The organism is Paenibacillus sp. FSL R5-0470 (assembly GCF_037975205.1).
Taxonomy (GTDB): domain Bacteria; phylum Bacillota; class Bacilli; order Paenibacillales; family Paenibacillaceae; genus Paenibacillus_AQ.
Genome location: NZ_CP150238.1, coordinates 3,857,724 through 3,875,954, shown reverse-complemented (window position 1 = coordinate 3,875,954; position 18,231 = coordinate 3,857,724). Strand labels below are relative to the sequence as shown.

Below are 18,231 nucleotides of genomic sequence, written 5' to 3'. Positions count from 1 at the left end.
ACGATGAGTCAAGAACTATTACAAGATATTATGAGGCTTCCAGCAGAAAGACTGTATGAGCATGAGTTGGAAGCGCTTCGTAAAGCGGACACTGGTAAGGTTCCAGCAGGATGGCAGATGTCGCCCCAATCAGTACTGAAGTTTATCGTTGGTGGTAAAGCAGGGAGTACCGAGATTACACCTAAGTACATTGGTAATAAACGATTAATAGAGATGGCGATAGCCACACTGGTAACTGATCGTGCACTGCTATTAATCGGTGAGCCGGGTACAGCAAAGTCATGGTTATCTGAGAATTTATCAGCTGCTATATATGGACAATCAGGACTTGTCGTACAAGGTACTGCGGGTACGAGTGAAGAGCAGGTGCGCTATTCGTGGAACTACGCAATGCTGCTTGCACAAGGCCCTACGCCGGAAGCGCTAGTGAAGAGCCCTATTATGCGAGCGATGGAGGATGGGGGCATTGCACGTTTTGAGGAGATATCTCGTTGTGCATCTGAGGTACAGGATGCGTTGATATCCATCTTATCGGAGAAGACGATATCCGTTCCTGAGCTAGGTAAGGAGATGAGTGCGCGCAAAGGCTTCTCGATCATTGCAACAGCTAATACGAGAGACCGTGGAGTAAATGACATGTCAACTGCCTTGAAGAGACGATTTAATATTATCGTCCTTCCAGCCCCTGCGGATTTGTATACTGAAGTTGAGATAGTGAAGAAACGAGTTCGTGAAATTGCATCTTCCTACGATTTGCAAGCGTCGCTCCCTGCAGACGAAGCTTTACATAAGGTCGTGACCATCTTCCGTGAGTTGCGTAGCGGGATGACATTGGATAAGAAGGAGAAGGTGAAGTCTCCAGCAGGTGTGATTTCCACAGCTGAAGCGATCTCGCTCTTAACGAATAGTATGGCGCTGGCTGCAAGCTTCGGTAATGGAGAACTGACGGACGAAGATCTGGCCGCAGGGTTGCAAGGTGCCATTGTGAAAGATGATGATAAGGATCAACTTGTCTGGAGAGAGTATCTCGACAATATTATGAAAAAACGTGGCGCAGATTGGCGGGGGTTATATACGGCTTGTAAGGAGATGAACTAGTGGAGAGCGAAACTACTGGAGCTGGCGTGCATATTTTTGGGGTGCGGCATTTGTCTCCTGGTGGTGCGCAGCATCTATTGAGCTTCCTTCATGAAATAGAGCCCACAGCTGTGTTAATTGAGGGTCCATCGGATGCCACACCTGAGATTCGCCATGTCATCAACATGACAACCAAACCTCCTATTGCCATTCTAGCTTTTACGGAGGAAGTTCCTGTGCGTACAGCCCTTTGGCCGCTTGCGCTATATTCCCCCGAATATCAAGCGATGAGATGGGCGGAGCAGCAAGGGGCTTATACAGCTTTTATAGATTTACCTTCATCAGTGGTCATCGCGTTACAGGATATACGAACCAAAAGTAGAGATTCTGTTGAACAGAGCGAGGAATCTGAAGTTAACAATACAGTTGAGAAGGCTCCTGAAGAAGCATCTCTATATGATAGAGTAGCTGAGCTGGCTGGTGAGCTTGATTATGATATGTATTGGGAGCGCAATTTCGAACACAACACTAACAAAGGTGCATATCAGGAAGCAATTATTTCTTTCTCATCCCAAATGCGTCAGATTTCTGAAGAAAATGAGAGACATAACAACGTAATAGAATATGCACACAATACTATACGTGAAGCTTATATGCGTCGTCAGATTCAGGATACAATCGCTGCTGGCCATCAACCAAATAAGATCGTTGTTGTATGTGGAGCATACCATGCAGCGGCGCTTGCTGATCTGGCATCTGGTATGTCAGATGAGGAAATAGATGCTCTTCCTTCTCTAAATTCGAAGCTAACACTTATGCCCTACACGTACTATAAGTTATCTTCTTTGTCTGGCTACGGAGCAGGTAACCTCGCTCCTCATTATTATCAAATGATGTGGGAACGTATGATGAATGGCTCACTTGAAGACTTGCCGAATCATTATCTGTCTACCGTAGCCAGATACTTGCGTAATACAGGGACACACCGTTCCACAGCGGAAATTATCGAAGCCGTTCGCTTAGCTGAATCATTAGCTGCCCTTCACGGTGGAAGTGCTCCGACGTTAAGAGATCTAAGAGATGCTGCGCTGACTTTACTGGGGCGTGGAGAGCTAAGTGTGATCGCAGAAGCGCTTGCTCGTACAGATATCGGTACTGCTATTGGTGAGTTGGCAGAGGGGATTAGTCAGACGCCGATTCAAGATGATCTGAATCGGCAATTAAAGCGCTTGAAGCTTGAGAAATATAAAACCCCAGTGGCAAATGATCTTGAACTAGATCTCCGAGAGAACCGAAGAGTGTCTTCTGAGGAAGCAGCTTATTTAGACTTAAATCGTTCCTTTCTTTTTCATAGGCTCAGATTACTTGGGATCGATCTAGTGAACATAAGAGCAAGTGGTCAGACTGGCGCAACGTGGGCAGAGCATTGGGTAATGAAGTGGTCTCCTGAAGTTGAGATCCAGGTCGTTGAATCTACGCTACTTGGGGAAACAATTGAGATTGCTTCAGCTTATGTATTGCAACAAAAATTAGATGGCAGCAGTACCATTGCGGAAGCGTCAGCACTTATTCGAACGGCTTATGAGTGTGGAATGATACACCAGATGGAAGCCGGACGGCAGACGCTTCAGCGTCTAGCTGTTGATACTCGAGATGTGGTGCAGATTGCTGCTTCCATTCATGAGTTATCTCTTCTGATTCAATATGGCGATGTTCGACGGATTGATACCAAGCCGCTCATTCCTTTGCTTGAACAACTGTTCAGACGAGCCTGTCTGTTCTTGCTGGATGCGAGCCAATGTAACGATGAGGCTTCAGGTGAGATGCTTAAAGCTATGAACATACTGAATCAGGTAGCTATTGCGCATAGTGAGGAATTAGATGAGCTGTTGTGGATACAAGAGCTGAAGCACTTGTCAGAGAGGGATGACTGCAATCCGCGTTTATCTGGAGTGGCGTGTTCCATTTTATTGGAGCGTAATGCGATGACTGCACAGCAATGTTCAGAAGAAGTATCGAGGCGCCTGTCGCCAGGTATACCCGCAGAACTTGGAGCAGGCTGGTTCGAAGGGATGTCTATGCGTAATCGATATGTACTGTTGTCTCGATTAAGTCTGTGGGAACAATTGAATGAGTATATTAATTCATTAGATGATGTAGAATTTGTACGTGCATTAGTATTTTTACGGCGTGCTTTCAGCACCTTTGAACGAAGAGAAAAGACGATGATTGCCGAACTTCTAGGGGAGTTGTGGGGTGTGAACACCGAGCAGGCTGCTGAGATTCTGACGGGTGAGCTGAAGGAGGCCGAAGCGAAGATGATTGAGGATTTGAATGAATTTGACTTTGGAGATATATGACGATGAGTACATCCGTGGATTCAAGTGTTGTAGCTCGGTGGCGCCTTATTCTTGGTCAGTCTGCAGAAGAGCAATTGACGGTTTCTAGCGGAAACGCAAGTATTCACCTGTCTGAAGATGAACTCATCATGGACCAAGCACTGGCTGCTATCTATGATGAGACGAGCGATATCGTAAATAGTGGTGCTGCTAACTCTTCGGCTACAGGACAAAGAGGAGCGGGATCAGGTAAATCTGCACCCCGGTTGGCAAAATGGTTAGGAGATGTTCGCAATTTCTTCCCAGATGATATCGTATCGGTTATTCAACATGATGCGATGGAGCGGAAGGGCTGGAAGCAATTATTGTTTGAGCCGGAAGTTCTGGCAACAGTGAAGCCTGATATACAGCTAGTAGGTACACTACTTTCGCTAAAAGGGAAAATTCCTGAGAAGACAAAAGATACGGCTCGCCTGTTAGTGAAGGCGGTTGTGGATGATCTTGTAAAGCGTATGGAGGAAGATCTGCGTCGGGCGGTGACGGGTGCACTGAATCGCAGAGAGCATTCTCCATTACCGTCACTTAGTGGTATAGACTGGACACGGACGATAAAACGCAATCTGAAGCATTATGATGCAGAGCGACAACAGATTATCCCTGAGAGATTCTACTTTTATGATCGGGCAAGACGAAGTAAGGAATGGACAGTCATTGTGGATATCGATCAGAGTGGTTCTATGGCAGAATCAATTATTTGGGCTTCAGTAGTTGGTTCTATTTTTGCAAGCATCCCATCGCTAAGTACCCGAGTAGTTGTATTTGATACAGAGGTCGTTGATCTGACAGAGCAATGTGCGAACGATCCTGTTGACATGTTATTCGGGATTCAGTTAGGTGGCGGTACAGATATACAAAAGTCTGTTGCTTATTGCGAACAGTTTATCGATCAACCGAAGAAGACATTATTTATCGTTATTTCGGATCTTTATGAAGGTGGGAACCAGGCAGGCTTAATCCGTCGTATGCGTCATCTGAAGGAATCTGGAGTTAGAACGATGTGCTTGCTGGCTTTATCTGATGAAGGCAAACCTTTCTATGATGAGCATGTGGCGAGATCTTTGACTCGCGATGGAACGCCTTGTTTTGCGTGTACACCTGCACTGCTGCCACAGTTAGTAGAAGGTGCACTAAAAGGACAAGATCTTACTGAATTAGCAAAAAAACTTGGGACAAAAGGGATATAACAAGAGTCGTCCTATTACAAGTTCCATAAAAAGTGATATTCAGACAAGAACTGTGATTCATTAAAGTTTTTGTGGCGTATATAAATATCATACCCCCCTTTATAGAGTATATTTTGGCCCTGTCGCTCGTCGGCAGGGTATTTTTTTTATGGAAGTCTTTAGAAGCGCTATTATCCTGACCTATTAAAATTTTCTTTGAGAGTATGCTCTGCTCTCACGCTGTGGTAAAATAGACCTGATTTTTTAAAATAATACGCAAGTTAAGTTTTTACTTGATAAACCTAAATCACTGCATATTGGGATGGACATCTAAGATGGATGTAATGTTATAGAATGTGCTATAATTTTATATTAGGTTAAAACATCAATAAGCTACATTTGAGATAGAGGACGTGAAAACAGCATGACTAAGGGGAACCATAACTCACCGGACTTAAAATCCGGCAAGGGTTCGAAAGATTATTCGAAATATTTTGATTTTAGCGATGCGAAGGTAATTAGTGAAGAAGAAGGTAAGATTACTTATCGGATTAAAGGAAGAAACGTTCAAATTAATAGCCAGCCTGATTATAAAGAAGGAAAACGGCGTGGCAAGGAAGAAATAGAAGTGCATTATGATTTCGAGATTCCTGAAGAGATGCAGAATTTCGGAGTAGACAAATATTATCATATAACGACTTATGGCTGCCAAATGAATGAGCATGACACGGAAACGATGAAGGGCCTGTTGGAACAGATGGGCTACAAAAGCGTCGATGATCGGAATCATGCGGATCTCATTCTGCTCAATACTTGTGCGATTCGGGAGAATGCCGAGGATAAGGTGTTTGGAGAGCTTGGTCACCTTAAGAATTTGAAGATTGAGAAGCCAGGTCTTTTGCTGGGCGTGTGTGGCTGCATGTCGCAGGAGGAAGGCGTAGTTAATCGAATTATGTCTAAGCATGGATTCGTGGATATGATCTTCGGTACGCATAATATTCACCGTCTGCCACACCTCATTAAAGAAGCTGTATTCAGTAAAGAGCTTGTGGTGGAGGTATGGTCTAAAGAGGGCGATATTATTGAGAACTTACCGAAAAAACGTGAAGGCATGCGGGCTTGGGTAAACATTATGTATGGCTGTGATAAGTTCTGTACGTACTGTATCGTACCTTTTACACGAGGAAAAGAACGCAGCCGCCGTCCGGAGGACGTCATTGCTGAAGTAAGAGAGCTCGCGCGTCAAGGATTCAAGGAAGTGACTTTGCTGGGGCAGAACGTAAACGCATACGGTAAGGATTTTACAGACATCGATTACACCTTTGGTGACCTAATGGATGATATGCGTTTAATTGATATTCCGCGCATCCGCTTCATGACATCGCATCCACGTGATTTTGACGATAAATTGATTGAAGTACTCGGCAAAGGCGGCAACCTGGTGGAGCATATCCATCTACCGGTTCAATCGGGAAGTACTGCCGTACTTAAGAAAATGAGTCGCAAATATACTCGTGAAGCTTATCTGGAGTTAGTTCGTAAGATCAAGATAAGTGTGCCTAATGCGGTATTAAGTACCGATATTATCGTTGGTTTCCCTGGTGAGACGGATGAGCAATTCGAAGATACTCTTTCGCTAGTGCGCGAGGTTGGGTATGATATGGCATATACGTTCATTTATTCACCTCGTGAAGGTACCCCTGCAGCTGCTATGGAGGACAATGTACCGATGTCAGTGAAGAGCGAACGTCTGCAAAGACTCAATGATCTCATTAAAGAGAATAGCCGGATCATTAATGACCGTATGCTAGGTGAAGTCGTCGAGGTACTGGTAGAAGGCGAGAGTAAGAATAACTCGGAAGTCCTTTCTGGCCGTTCCCGTGCGAACAAGCTGGTCCATTTTGAAGGTTCGAAGGAGCTTATTGGCACATTTGTAAAAGTGAGAATTACAGATACCAAAACATGGTACATCAAAGGGGATATTGTGGCAGAAGCTGCTGCTGTTCATTAATCATCACATACGAATGGGGAGATGGCTTGTGAGTACAGAGGAACAACGTTTGAATAAATATGGAATGAAGACTTATAATACCCGTGACTTGATCGTACGCGAGGATATTATGGGGAAAGCCAAAGAACTGGCTACATTGATCTCGACAAGTGAAGAAGTAAAGCATTTTCAGCAGGCTGAGCAAAAAATCCTGAACCACGAGCGTGTACAAGGCCTGATTGCAACGATTAAGAAAAAGCAGAAGGAGATTGTTGCCTTCGAAAGCTTTAAAAATAAAGATATGGTAGCCAAGATCGAGCGTGAAATTGAAGTGTTGCAGGATGAAATTGACGGCATTCCAGTCGTGAACGAATTTCAGCAGAGCCAGAGTGACATCAATTATCTACTCCAGCTTGTCATTTCCGTGATTAGAGATACCGTTTCGGAAAAAATAAATGTGGAAGCCGGCACCGAGGCGCCTCCGACCACATGCGGATAACCCACACTCAGTTTAGGGGGCGGATGCAGATCCGCCCCTTTAAGTTTCACACTATACATAATCCTAATCTTTCTATGTCCAGTTGTTGATTTTAGAAGTTAAGGTTTGGTACATTTAAAGATACGAATTAGTAAAATTATAGCTTCGGAAAAGGATGGGGCAAATATGAGCGAAAATGGGGAACAAACCTATAACGCCAAAAAATATCGTACACCGGACGGAGTTCCGGCCGACATCGTAATGTTTACACTGACCAAACGCGAACGTAAGACGGTCACGAAGACGCTTCCCTTACGTGAGCTTAAGGTAATGTTAATTAGACGAAAGAAATGGCCATGTGCTGGAATGTGGGCTCTCCCAGGCGGGTTCTGTCAGGAGGATGAGTCCATTTATGCTGCGGCTACACGTGAACTCAAAGAAGAGACTGGTGTAGATGGTGGTCATTTGGAATATCTGGGCGTTTACAGTACACCAGGCCGCGACCCTCGCGGATGGATTATCAGTCATGCTTTTTTTGCCCTTGTAGAAGAATGGATGTTGGAGCAAAGACAAGCTTCGGATGATGCTGGCGAGGTAGGTTTATTTACATTGCAGGAAGCACTTGAAGAGCTGGAGCTCGCTTTTGACCACCATGATATCATCAAGGATGCATACTTGCGTATTCAACAACAAATGCTTCAGACTACGATCGCAAGACAGTTTTTACCTAGACATTTTACCCTTAGTGAGCTCTATCAAGTCATTCAAACGGTAGTGCCGGAATTTAAGGAACCGAATTTTATTCGTAAAATCACTTCAACACGTAGTCGTCAGGGTATATTAAAAGAAGTAAGAGATGAAGAGGGAAATGCGCTTAGTTCAAATCAATACTCCCAGCGTCCCGCACAGCTCTATATGTTCACAGATCATGAGCCTTTGTTATCCATCTACACGTAGTGGCTTAAATCAGGAGAGGGGATTAATCTCATGAAAGCACTAATAGTGATCGACTTTACGAATGATTTTGTTAACGGAAATCTGCCGGTTGGTCAGCCAGCCGTAGATATCGAGCCTAGAATCAGCCAATTAACGTCGGAGTTTGTCCAAAGTGGCGATTATGTCGTTATGGCCGTGGATTTACATGAAGAGAAGGACCCTTACCATCCGGAGAGCAAGCTTTTTCCTCCTCATAATCTACGCGGGAGTGAAGGTCGTGAGTTGTTCGGAGGTTTGAAATCTGTGTATGAACACAACCGCGATTCCATCTATTGGATGGACAAAACGCGTTATAGCGCTTTTAGTGGAACTGATCTGGAAATCAAGCTGCGGGAGCGTGGCATTACTGAACTTCATTTAATTGGGGTCTGCACCGATATTTGTGTACTGCACACAGCAGTGGATGCATATAACAAAGGCTTTGCAATTATTGTGCACGAAGATGCAGTTGCCAGCTTTAATCCAAATGGACATACTTGGGCGTTAGAACATTTCCGGGGAAGTTTAGGAGCAGACGTTGTTAAGGCATAATACTAGAACAGAACATACACATATAGCAGCGTAGATATTAGGAGATGAGGACTTGAGAAGAGAACTTGCGCTACATACTGATAAATATCAGATTAATATGATGTACGCTCACTGGGTGAATGGAACTCATAAACGGAAGGCTGTATTTGAGGCTTATTTCCGTAAGCTACCTTTCGGTAACGGCTATGCTGTGTTCGCAGGTTTAGAGCGTATTGTTGGTTATATCGGCGGTTTGCGGTTTACCGAAGATGATATCCGTTATTTGTCTGAGCAAGAAGAAAACTATGCTCCCGCTTTTTTGGAGGAACTGTTGCAGTTTCATTTTCAGGGAACCGTTCATTCGATGAAAGAAGGCGCTTTGATTTTTCCAGATGAGCCATTAATCCGTGTGGAAGGGACAATTATGGAGGCTCAGCTGGTGGAGACAGCCATTCTGAACTTCATGAACTACCAGACGTTGATCGCTACTAAGGCTTCACGAATTAAGCAGGTGGCTCCGAATGACATCTTGCTGGAGTTTGGTACCCGGCGTGCGCAAGAAGCAGATGCAGCGGTGTGGGGGGCTAGAGCAGCCTATATTGGCGGCTTTGATGCTACTTCTAACATGCTGGCAGGCAAAATGTTTAGTATTCCGACCAAGGGAACACATGCACATTCCTGGGTTCAGAGCTTTGGCAGCGAGCAGGAGGCTTTTGATGCCTATGCTAAGGTGATGCCGGACGAAGTTACGCTATTGGTCGACACCTTCGATACACTCCGTAGTGGGGTGCCTAATGCAATCAATACAGCCAAGAAGCTTGAGGCACAAGGTAAAAAAATGGTCGGTATCCGTTTGGATAGCGGTGACTTGGCTTATCTATCTCGTCAAGCGCGTAAGATGTTGGATGATGCTGGCCTGGATTATGTGAAGATAGTCGCTTCCAACGATTTGGATGAGAACACGATCATGGATCTGAAGCTGCAAGGCGCAGCAATTGATACTTGGGGTGTGGGTACACAACTAATCACCGCCTCTGACCAGCCCTCACTGGGTGGCGTCTATAAGCTGGTGGAAATTGAGTCCGCTACTGGAGAAATGATCCCGACGATCAAGATTTCCTCCAATCCTGAAAAAGTATCCACGCCTGGCAAGAAGGACGTATTCCGGATCATCGGTAAAAATGGCAAAGCGCTTGCGGATTATATCTGCTTTCCAGAAGAGGAAGCTCCACGTAACGGTGCGCGGTTGAAGCTGTTTAATCCGCTGCATCCATACATGCATAAGTATGTCGAGCGTTATGAGGCATTGCCTATGCTAGAACCGATATACGTTAACGGATTTCAAGTGTATACTTTGCCGGATTTGAATGAGGTTCGCCGTTATCATCGGGAGCAAAAGGACCTATTCTGGCCGGAGTATCAACGTAAGCTGAATCCCGAAGTATATCGGGTGAATTTAAGTGAAAAGGTCTGGACTAGCAAGCAGCAGTTAATCGCTGAGCATATACGACCGGATATTGAATAGATTTTGCAGGATTAATTCTGTCAACAGTGTTAACGCGGGAGAGTGATATACCCGCGTTTTTTTGTTTTTTCGGAGGCTTGTAAATAAGGAGGAGAACATAATGGAAAAGGGGAAGCTTGCTTTAGCGCCGAACAGGAACGTTAAGCCAGGTGAAATCATTACTTTCGGCACGTATTCACAATCGAAGGATGGTAAAGCGCTGCCGATTGAATGGCGTGTTCTCCATAACTCAGGTAGCGAACTGTTCGTTTTGAGCGAGGACATTTTGGAATGCAAGAGGTATCACGGCAAGAGCGCAGATATTAAATGGCGTGATTGCGTGGATATTACGTGGCACGACTGTGATTTGCGTGAGTGGCTGAACGATGAATTCTATAACAGTGCATTCAATGCTGCCGAGAAGGAATTAATAAAGACGACCCGTTGCTCAGATAACGGAGAGGGTACCCCAGATACAGAGGACAATGTTTTTTTGCTTAGCGTTGATGAAATAAAGGCATTCTCAGAGGTACACGGCAAAGAACTACGGCGTGCGGTTGGCACGGAATTTGCTAAAATGAAAAAGTATGATGGATGCAGCTTATACGTATATGATAAAACGGATAAAGATAACTATATAATCAAAGACGGCGAAGAAGTTGGCTGCTCTTGGTGGTGGCTGCGAACACAGGGAAACAAACCTTCACGTGCGTTTTTTGTCGGACCGAGTTACAGTATTCGCAGCTATGCGAATGTCAGTGTAGCCCGTGACGGCGTCCGTCCCGCTATGGTAATTAATCTTCCACGATAAAGACAATCGGTTTTGAGTGGCAATAATTAAAAAGAGGCGTGTCCCTCTCTTCGCTAGTGTGAAGAACAAGGGATACACCTCTTTTTATTAAGTATTATTAATACACACTGGAAGATCTTGTATCTCAATTATTTAAACATCTAAAGCTTGCAATTTAAAAAGAGATTCTCGATTTCAAAAGATCGACTTCTTGGTGCCTGCAAAATTACACATCCCATTATTATAACTACAGTCCGATAAACATATTTCTACTAAACGGCCCCCAGTTTGCCCCTGTGTATCCTGATCTCCCCTCTAAATTAACAAAACAAGGAAGCAAGATATACAGAACACCCATAGTAGCATTTGTATTGAAGGTCATAACAAATCTCATTTTTGAATTATCAATTGCAGCTATCATACCCTTATCAGCACGAATTGTATTCTCTCTAGTAAGGGCCTCTCCCATTCCCACACTAGCTATGTCATTTGGATTTGGCATATTACTTCTTATCCAATAATTCGAAATATTTGTTGCAGATGCTAAATCCGCAGGTTGATCGTAAGTAACTAAAATTTGATTTAAAGCAATTTGTCTTGCCTCCACTACGACAGGATGAGGCATCACCATTTCTCTATCGTCAACAGTTGTATTCCTCATCCTATTGGGATAAATCATAGTAGAATTATTATACATAGACATTCTGTTCCCTCCATTATTAATTACAATAGTCATTTGTCACGAGACATTGTATGTAAAGGAGTCATGATTAGTGTTAGATAAACGAATATACAAAAAAAAGCGCGGGAGAGTGATGTTCCTGCGTTTTTTTGTTTTTTGTCAAAACGAAAAAGTCCGATGGATTCATAACCAAAGACGGCGAAGAAGTTGGCCGCTCATGGTGGTGGCTGCGAACACGTTTTGAACGGAAACAATTAAAAGAGGCGTATCCCTCACTTCACGAATGCGAAGAACAAGGGATACACCTCTTTTTGATAAATCGGTCCGAGCTAGAACCTTTAATTCTTTTTCTTGAATTTTACGAACGACCAAATCGTAAGCATCAACAGAACTGCTAGGCATGTTCCTATGCTGATACGGTTCTGAACATCGAAGAGAAAAGAAACCGCGATAACAGTTAAACAAACCAGTGTAACAACGGTTATATAAGGGAATCCCCATACCTTAAAGGTTGGTTCTTTCGGATAGGATTTTCTCAGTTTAAGTTGTGACATACAAATGCTGATCCATACGAGAATAACCACAAAGCCTGGAACCGCCATTAGCAAACGGAACAATCCATCCTGGGCGAAGTACGCTAATAAGGAACCAATAACAAGAACAACGGCACAGAGCTTCAGACTGTTGATGGGTACACCTTTTGCAGAGGTTTTTGCCAAGCTACGTGGTGCTTCGCCCTGTGACGCCATAGAGTGCAGCATCCGAGTGGCGCCATAAATACCAGAATTGGCAGCAGAAAGCACCGCTGTTATCAGAATAAAGTTCATGATGTGATCGGCACCCTTAAGTCCTGTTGCGGCTAATACCTGAACAAACGGGCTTGTATGCTCATTCAGTTGATTCCAGGGTATTAATCCACAGATGATTAGGATCGGCAAGGTATAGAACAGAATAACGCGCAGTATGAAGCTTTTGACAACCTTTGGTAAGACCTTCTCTGCATCCTGTGTCTCCGTCAAGGTTAGCCCAATCAACTCTGACCCACCGTAGGAGAACATGACGACAAGAAGGGCAGAGAAAATGGGGGCCCAGCCTCTCGGGAGAAATCCACCATAGTCTGTAAAGTTGTGTAAGTAAGGCGTAGCCTCAGACATAGGCAACAGTCCAAAAATTAATGAGCTTCCTAAGATAATGAAGATGATGATCATTGCGATTTTGATCCCGGCTAACCAAAACTCCGTTTCTCCATAACCACCTACACTCATCATGTTGATTCCGATAATTAGAGCTCCACTTGCAAGACTGAGCAGCCATAAAGGAACATCCGGTAACCAGTATTGCAAGAAGCTGCCCGCTGCCAGCACTTCAATCACACAAACGGTCAACCACATGAAGCAATATAACCAGCCCACGATAAAGGAGAGTCGTTCTCCAAAAGCCTCACGGATGAAGTCCTTCATATTCCTATTCGGGTACACCGTAGCCATTTCGGCTATTGCCCCCATGACCACTAAGAGTAGCAGGCCTGCTAATACATAAGTAAGAATTACCGCAGGTCCGGCAATGCTTATGGTCTCAGAACTTCCTTTAAAAATCCCCGTACCGATTACTCCGCCCATCGCCATAAAGCTGATATGCCGAGGAAGCAATTTCTTCTGTAATGATGCTTCGTTTGACTTCACAATTAATGCCTCCTAAGCTGTCTTCGAAAAATTACACCAAGCATCAGTTTATCCTGAAACGGACTAGTTGAAAAGTAAAAATAACACACATTTTTATGAAGAGACATGACTTTTCACTGGAGTGTGATATTTATCATGAAGAATGTGATGAATTTAACATCTTAATTTTTAATTTTATTGCTAAATAAAAGTAGCTAAATAAGCTTAGGTAACACATGGAAAATGCAAGATTTGTCACTTCGCGACTTGCAAAATCAAGATACAATCGTTGAAAAAGTCAAAAGGATATTATACTGATGACATTCTGAAAGGGGCTATGTCGGTGGTACAGTTACCAAAAGTGAACGAACTCGGATTTTTTGAGATTCGTCTGGAATCAATTGGAGGGCTAGGCGCGAACTTAGCTGGTAAAATGCTTGCAGAAGCAGGCGTTGTCGGTGCTGGAATGAATGGAGTGAGCTTTTCATCCTATGGTTCTGAGAAAAAGGGATCAGCGGTAAAGGCACATATCCGTTTTTGTGATTTGAACACACATATTCGTGACACTTCACCGGTAGAACGACCTCACGTCGTAGGCATATTCCATGAAGCGTTGGCAAAGACCGTCAACGTGACTAGCGGAATTTATGATCATAGCACGGTGCTAGTGAACTCGGCTAAGTCGCCAGAGGAATTGAAGTCCTCCCTGAACATGATGGCAGGAACTATAGCTGTCGTTGATGCTACATCGATCGCATTAGATGAGAAGAACCGCGTAAACATGGCAATGTTAGGTGCGTTGTTCCGGATGTGTGATTTCTTGGATCCTGAAATTATGAAGGGTGTTATCGAGAAATCACTTGGCAAAAAATATCCGCAGGCTGTTCAGTCCGCACTAACTACTTTCGAACGTGGATTTAATGAAGTTACCTTCATGCATTTCCCATTACCAGAAGGTGCGATTATGCCTGAGTTCGTTCGGTCCGATATTTCGGCCTTAGGTTATGAAACTCAGCCTATTGGTGGTACCATTACGAATCCTGGCAGCAGCTTTTTAAAGAATCTAAGCATTTCAAGATCCGGTTTATTGCCTCATTTTAAATTAGAGGATTGTATTCATTGTGCGCAGTGCGATACGGTTTGTCCTGATTTATGTTTTGTTTGGGATGAGCAGCCTGATAAGAAGGGACGTCCGCAAATGTTCCTGCAAGGTATTAATTATCAATACTGCAAAGGCTGTTTAAAATGCGTAGAAGCTTGTCCTACAACGGCTTTGTCTGGCGAACGCGAGGAAGATGGCTACGCTGAGAGCCATACAGTCCGGCATATTTTTGATCTTGTTACTGAGGCTTAATTAACGGAGGAAAGGTGGAACACATGTGGCTATTGATTATGAAAAAGAAGTAGGCTCTACGAAGGTAGAGCAGAAATTCCTATATGAATCCGGTAATGAAATGGCGGCTTATGCTGCCCATCAAATAAATTATCATGTCATGGGTTATTTTCCGATCTCCCCATCGACAGAAGTCGCTCAATTTCTTGATACCATGAAAGCGAACGGTCAGCATGATATTATGCTTATTCCATCAGATGGCGAACACAGTTCTGCAGGAATCTGTTATGGAGCTTCGACGGCTGGTGGACGTGTATTTAATGCTACCAGTGCTCAAGGTTATATGTTCATGCTAGAGCAATTGCCGGTACAAGCTGGTACACGGATGCCTATGGTAATGAATTTGATCTGCCGCTCGATTTCCGGTCCGCTTAATATTCATGGTGACCATTCTGATTTGTATTTTGCGCTAAATACGGGCTGGCCGATTCTGATGTGCCGTGATCCACAATCCGTTTATGATATGAATCTGATGGCACTTAAGCTTGCTGAGCACGCCAAAGTGCGTCTTCCAGTAATGGTAGCATCAGATGGGTATTTTACTTCTCACCAGAAACGTCGCGTACAGGCATTTACTCACCGTGAGGATGTTCATAAATTCGTTGGCCCACAACCACCGGTAGGCTTCACAGATACACTAGACCGCAATAATCCAGTTACCGTAGGTCCTTACATGAACGAACCTGATTATATCAACAACCGTTATCAGCAGTCGGTAGCGATGTATAATGCGGGTGAAGTCTTCGAAGAAATTGCTAAGGAATTCGCTGAATTGACTGGACGCCACTATCCAATGATCGAAGAGTACCGGATGGAAGATGCGGAAGTAGCCGTATTCTTGATGAACTCTGCCTCAGAGATTATTAAAGATGTTGTGGATCAGCTTCGTTTGCAAGGGATCAAAGCAGGTGCAATTTCGCCGAATATGATTCGTCCTTTCCCACAGAAGCAAATGGCTGAAGCGCTGAAAAATGTTAAGGCAATCACCGTGGGCGACCGTGCGGATTCGGTTGGTGGTCACGGCGGTAATATGGTAAATGAGATCAAGGCAGCCTTGTTCACCTATGGTAACACTACTACAAAGGTAATTAGCCGTATTTACGGGTTGGGCGGTAAGGACTTCTACGCAGAAGATGGTCATGCATTCTTCCAATTAGCATTGGATGCCGTTGCTGCAGACCGTGTTGAAGTTCCATTTGACTACTATGGTCACAATCCAGGTGCTCCGGACAAAGCGCCACAGCGTCTATTGAAGCCGATGGACTTTGATTCGCTGAAGACAGGATTAATTACGGTTAAACAGGATGAAGCAACAGGGAAACTAAGTGTGCGGATACCCCCACTGCGCAGCTTGACGAAGAAACCTAAACGGCTTGCACCAGGTCATGGCGCTTGTCCAGGCTGTGGAATTTTCTCAGGACTGGAGACGTTCTTCAAAGGCATCGAAGGGGATATCGTAGCGCTTTATCACACGGGCTGTGCGATGGTAACAACTACGGGCTATCCATATTCTTCTCATAAATCTACGTTTATTCATAACCTGTTCCAAAATGGTGCAGCTACCTTATCCGGTGTCGTAGAAATGTTCTGGGAACGCAAACGCCGTGGTGAATTGGACGGACTTGGGCTTCAAGACGACTTCACATTTGTAATGGTAACTGGTGATGGCGGTATGGACATCGGAATGGGGCCTGCAATTGGAGCTGCACTACGCGGTCACAAAATGATTATCGTAGAGTACGATAACGAAGGTTACATGAACACAGGTGCACAGCAGTCCTATTCCACACCACTGGGTCACCGTACATCTACATCAAGCATTGGTAAGAATCAGCAAGGTAAAGTTACACAGCATAAGGATACTGCGCAAATCATGGCAGCTACTAACATTCCATATGTCTTCACAGGTTCCGAAGCTTACCCGCAGGATCTTGTGAAGAAAGCGGCAAAAGCACAATGGTATGCTCAGAACGAAGGACTTGTGTACGGTAAAATCCTGATCGCATGCCCACTGAACTGGATGTCTGAGGATAAAGAGGGTACCAACATCGTTTCGCTGGCTGTTGAATCTTGCTTCTTCCCTCTATATGAAGTGGAGCACGGTTCTACGAATATTACGTACAATCCAGAGGATAAGGGCAAACGCGTTGAGCTCTCCGCTTGGTTGAAGACAATGGGCAAAACCCGTCATTTACTGAAGCCTGAGAATGAGCCGGCTTTACGCAGCTTCGAGGCAGAAGTGGAGCGTCGCTGGAATCGTCTGAAAGCGAAACATGAGCATCCTGATTTGTAAAATATAATGATTCATAACCCGGCAGTTTAGTCTGTCGGGTTATTTTTTAATTAACTTTATAGAACAGATTTGTCATTGACATTAAATACGTCAAAATTATCGCTAATACTTCGTATGTGGATGCTGTACAGGAGATTCAGGGGGGGTCAAGGGTTCGGAAGATCGGAATGCTTATGAACAGAATTCACAAAGCGTCCTTTTTTAGATGGGAGATCTCTGATGTCATGATTCAATTTGTAGCCAATTATCCGGATTCTTTTTTAAGGACTGAGTAACAATTTTGGTTCGTAAGACATGCTGGGAGTCCTCTTGGTGCCACCTTGGATGTGGTATTATATGGAGAATGTAGGAGGGAGGAGGACTGATTTTAATGAGCTGGATCTTTTGAATTTGTTTTATTGTTTCTTTACTAGTTTCCTATTGGGATCAGCGAAAAACATTGAGATTAAAGGATTGGGCGTTAATTATTGGGGCTTTTTTACTTTGTGAGTTCTACGTCAATTTCTTTGGGTTACTGATTCCTGTAGGTTTTATCATTGGATTGATTGTTATGAAAAAAAAGAAGCAGTTTCTTTTTTCTAAAGCACTTATTTTTGGGTTGATTAGTGTATGTGTTATTTTCTATGGTCCTAAGATTAGTTTAAGTGAAATCCATGAGCTAACGAAGGCTAATAAATATACTGAGCAATTTAATCAGATTAAGTCCGTTTCACAATTTTCCATCGAGTCAGATATTAATGAAGTTCTTAAGGCGGCTGCGAGTCATTTGAAAGAAAAGAATCCAAAGTCAGAAATACCTGTAGAGGAACCTCATGTAGCCTTCAGTATATGGGTTCTCCAGCATAGAAATGTAGCAATTAAGGATTTAGATTGGTTACGGTATGAGGCTCCGTTAGAATTACATTATTATTGGCAATCTAACCGCCCAGATCAGCGGGTTACATTGGAATACGTTTTTTTTAATGAGGTTGGATACATGGGTGTGTTTGAAAGAGAGAATGAGAAGGAACCCTACTATCTGCGGAAGATATATGAGTTTGATCGGTTGAAAACATTTAATCCACAGATCCCTTGATCATATAAAAAAGAGTTGATCACCAAACTACGTCTATTTAGGGATTACTTGTGCGTAAAAAGTGGCTATCGGACACAGTTGGCCTTAAACGCAGCTTTTTCACACATTTCAAATATTAACGGACCCCAGTACAGCTATTAGCATGAAAAACAACAAAAAAGAGCCCTTTTCGAAGGAGTAGGGACACTAAAGTCCGAAACTCTTCTAAAAAGGCTGAAAA

The 18,231-nt window shown here is 43.8% G+C and carries 14 protein-coding genes; 12 read left to right on the top strand and 2 right to left on the bottom strand.

All coding sequences use genetic code 11. From position 1 onward, the window contains the following. The first annotated feature begins 3 nt into the window (after positions 1-3). The 9 genes from MKY99_RS17020 to MKY99_RS16980 all read left to right on the top strand — a co-directional run bounded on the left by MKY99_RS17020 (position 4) and on the right by MKY99_RS16980 (position 10,928). Positions 4-1,098 (top strand): AAA family ATPase, encoded by a 1,095-nt coding sequence (locus tag MKY99_RS17020; RefSeq protein ID WP_339265173.1) that lies wholly within the window; start codon positions 4-6, stop codon positions 1,096-1,098. Beyond that, positions 1,098-3,437 (top strand): DUF5682 family protein, encoded by a 2,340-nt coding sequence (locus MKY99_RS17015; RefSeq protein WP_339265171.1) that lies wholly within the window; start codon positions 1,098-1,100, stop codon positions 3,435-3,437. The genes MKY99_RS17020 and MKY99_RS17015 overlap by 1 nt, the downstream gene beginning before the upstream one ends. Before the next feature lie 2 nt (positions 3,438-3,439). Continuing rightward, positions 3,440-4,660 (top strand): VWA domain-containing protein, encoded by a 1,221-nt coding sequence (locus MKY99_RS17010; protein ID WP_339265169.1) that lies wholly within the window; start codon positions 3,440-3,442, stop codon positions 4,658-4,660. Positions 4,661-5,063: 403 nt separating this feature from the next. Then, positions 5,064-6,650, top strand: a complete 1,587-nt coding sequence (gene miaB / locus MKY99_RS17005; protein WP_042188958.1) for a tRNA (N6-isopentenyl adenosine(37)-C2)-methylthiotransferase MiaB — start codon at positions 5,064-5,066, stop codon at positions 6,648-6,650. Positions 6,651-6,678: 28 nt separating this feature from the next. Beyond that, entirely contained in the window at positions 6,679-7,128 is a 450-nt protein-coding gene (locus MKY99_RS17000) for a YlbF family regulator (protein WP_042188957.1), read from the top strand. Positions 7,129-7,293: 165 nt separating this feature from the next. Beyond that, entirely contained in the window at positions 7,294-8,064 is a 771-nt protein-coding gene (locus MKY99_RS16995) for an NUDIX domain-containing protein (RefSeq protein WP_042128449.1), read from the top strand. 30 nt (positions 8,065-8,094) lie between these two features. Then, complete coding sequence (locus tag MKY99_RS16990) at positions 8,095-8,634, top strand: isochorismatase family cysteine hydrolase (protein WP_339265166.1); 540 nt, start codon at positions 8,095-8,097, stop codon at positions 8,632-8,634. 52 nt (positions 8,635-8,686) lie between these two features. Next, a complete protein-coding gene (locus MKY99_RS16985) occupies positions 8,687-10,138 on the top strand; it encodes a nicotinate phosphoribosyltransferase (RefSeq protein ID WP_076283476.1) in 1,452 nt (483 codons plus the stop codon). A 100-nt stretch (positions 10,139-10,238) separates the two neighbouring features. Next, positions 10,239-10,928 (top strand): DUF6273 domain-containing protein, encoded by a 690-nt coding sequence (locus MKY99_RS16980; protein WP_339241721.1) that lies wholly within the window; start codon positions 10,239-10,241, stop codon positions 10,926-10,928. A 226-nt stretch (positions 10,929-11,154) separates the two neighbouring features. Here MKY99_RS16980 and MKY99_RS16975 read toward each other — a convergent pair whose 3' ends face one another. Both MKY99_RS16975 and MKY99_RS16970 read right to left on the bottom strand, forming a co-directional pair. Then, complete coding sequence (locus MKY99_RS16975; protein WP_331281383.1) at positions 11,155-11,610, bottom strand: hypothetical protein; 456 nt, start codon at positions 11,608-11,610, stop codon at positions 11,155-11,157. A 317-nt stretch (positions 11,611-11,927) separates the two neighbouring features. Further along, entirely contained in the window at positions 11,928-13,271 is a 1,344-nt protein-coding gene (locus MKY99_RS16970) for an amino acid permease (protein ID WP_076283478.1), read from the bottom strand. 322 nt (positions 13,272-13,593) lie between these two features. On the opposite strand from MKY99_RS16970, the gene MKY99_RS16965 reads away from it, so the two are divergent. The 3 genes from MKY99_RS16965 to MKY99_RS16955 all read left to right on the top strand — a co-directional run bounded on the left by MKY99_RS16965 (position 13,594) and on the right by MKY99_RS16955 (position 18,011). Next, a complete protein-coding gene (locus MKY99_RS16965; RefSeq protein WP_339265163.1) occupies positions 13,594-14,604 on the top strand; it encodes a 2-oxoacid:acceptor oxidoreductase family protein in 1,011 nt (336 codons plus the stop codon). A gap of 25 nt (positions 14,605-14,629) precedes the next feature. Further along, complete coding sequence (locus MKY99_RS16960; protein ID WP_339265161.1) at positions 14,630-16,936, top strand: thiamine pyrophosphate-dependent enzyme; 2,307 nt, start codon at positions 14,630-14,632, stop codon at positions 16,934-16,936. Positions 16,937-17,375: 439 nt separating this feature from the next. Further along, complete coding sequence (locus MKY99_RS16955) at positions 17,376-18,011, top strand: hypothetical protein (RefSeq protein WP_339265159.1); 636 nt, start codon at positions 17,376-17,378, stop codon at positions 18,009-18,011. Positions 18,012-18,231 lie beyond the last annotated feature (220 nt).

Bases quoted from the DNA above. Each gene is read 5' to 3' on its own strand.
- MKY99_RS17020 (WP_339265173.1), top strand. From the start codon at position 4: ATGAGTCAAGAACTATTACAAGATATTATGAGGCTTCCAGCAGAAAGA.
- MKY99_RS17010 (WP_339265169.1), top strand. From the start codon at position 3,440: ATGAGTACATCCGTGGATTCAAGTGTTGTAGCTCGGTGGCGCCTTATT.
- miaB (WP_042188958.1), top strand. From the start codon at position 5,064: ATGACTAAGGGGAACCATAACTCACCGGACTTAAAATCCGGCAAGGGT.
- MKY99_RS16995 (WP_042128449.1), top strand. From the start codon at position 7,294: ATGAGCGAAAATGGGGAACAAACCTATAACGCCAAAAAATATCGTACA.
- MKY99_RS16990 (WP_339265166.1), top strand. From the start codon at position 8,095: ATGAAAGCACTAATAGTGATCGACTTTACGAATGATTTTGTTAACGGA.
- MKY99_RS16980 (WP_339241721.1), top strand. From the start codon at position 10,239: ATGGAAAAGGGGAAGCTTGCTTTAGCGCCGAACAGGAACGTTAAGCCA.
- MKY99_RS16975 (WP_331281383.1), bottom strand. From the start codon at position 11,610: ATGTCTATGTATAATAATTCTACTATGATTTATCCCAATAGGATGAGG.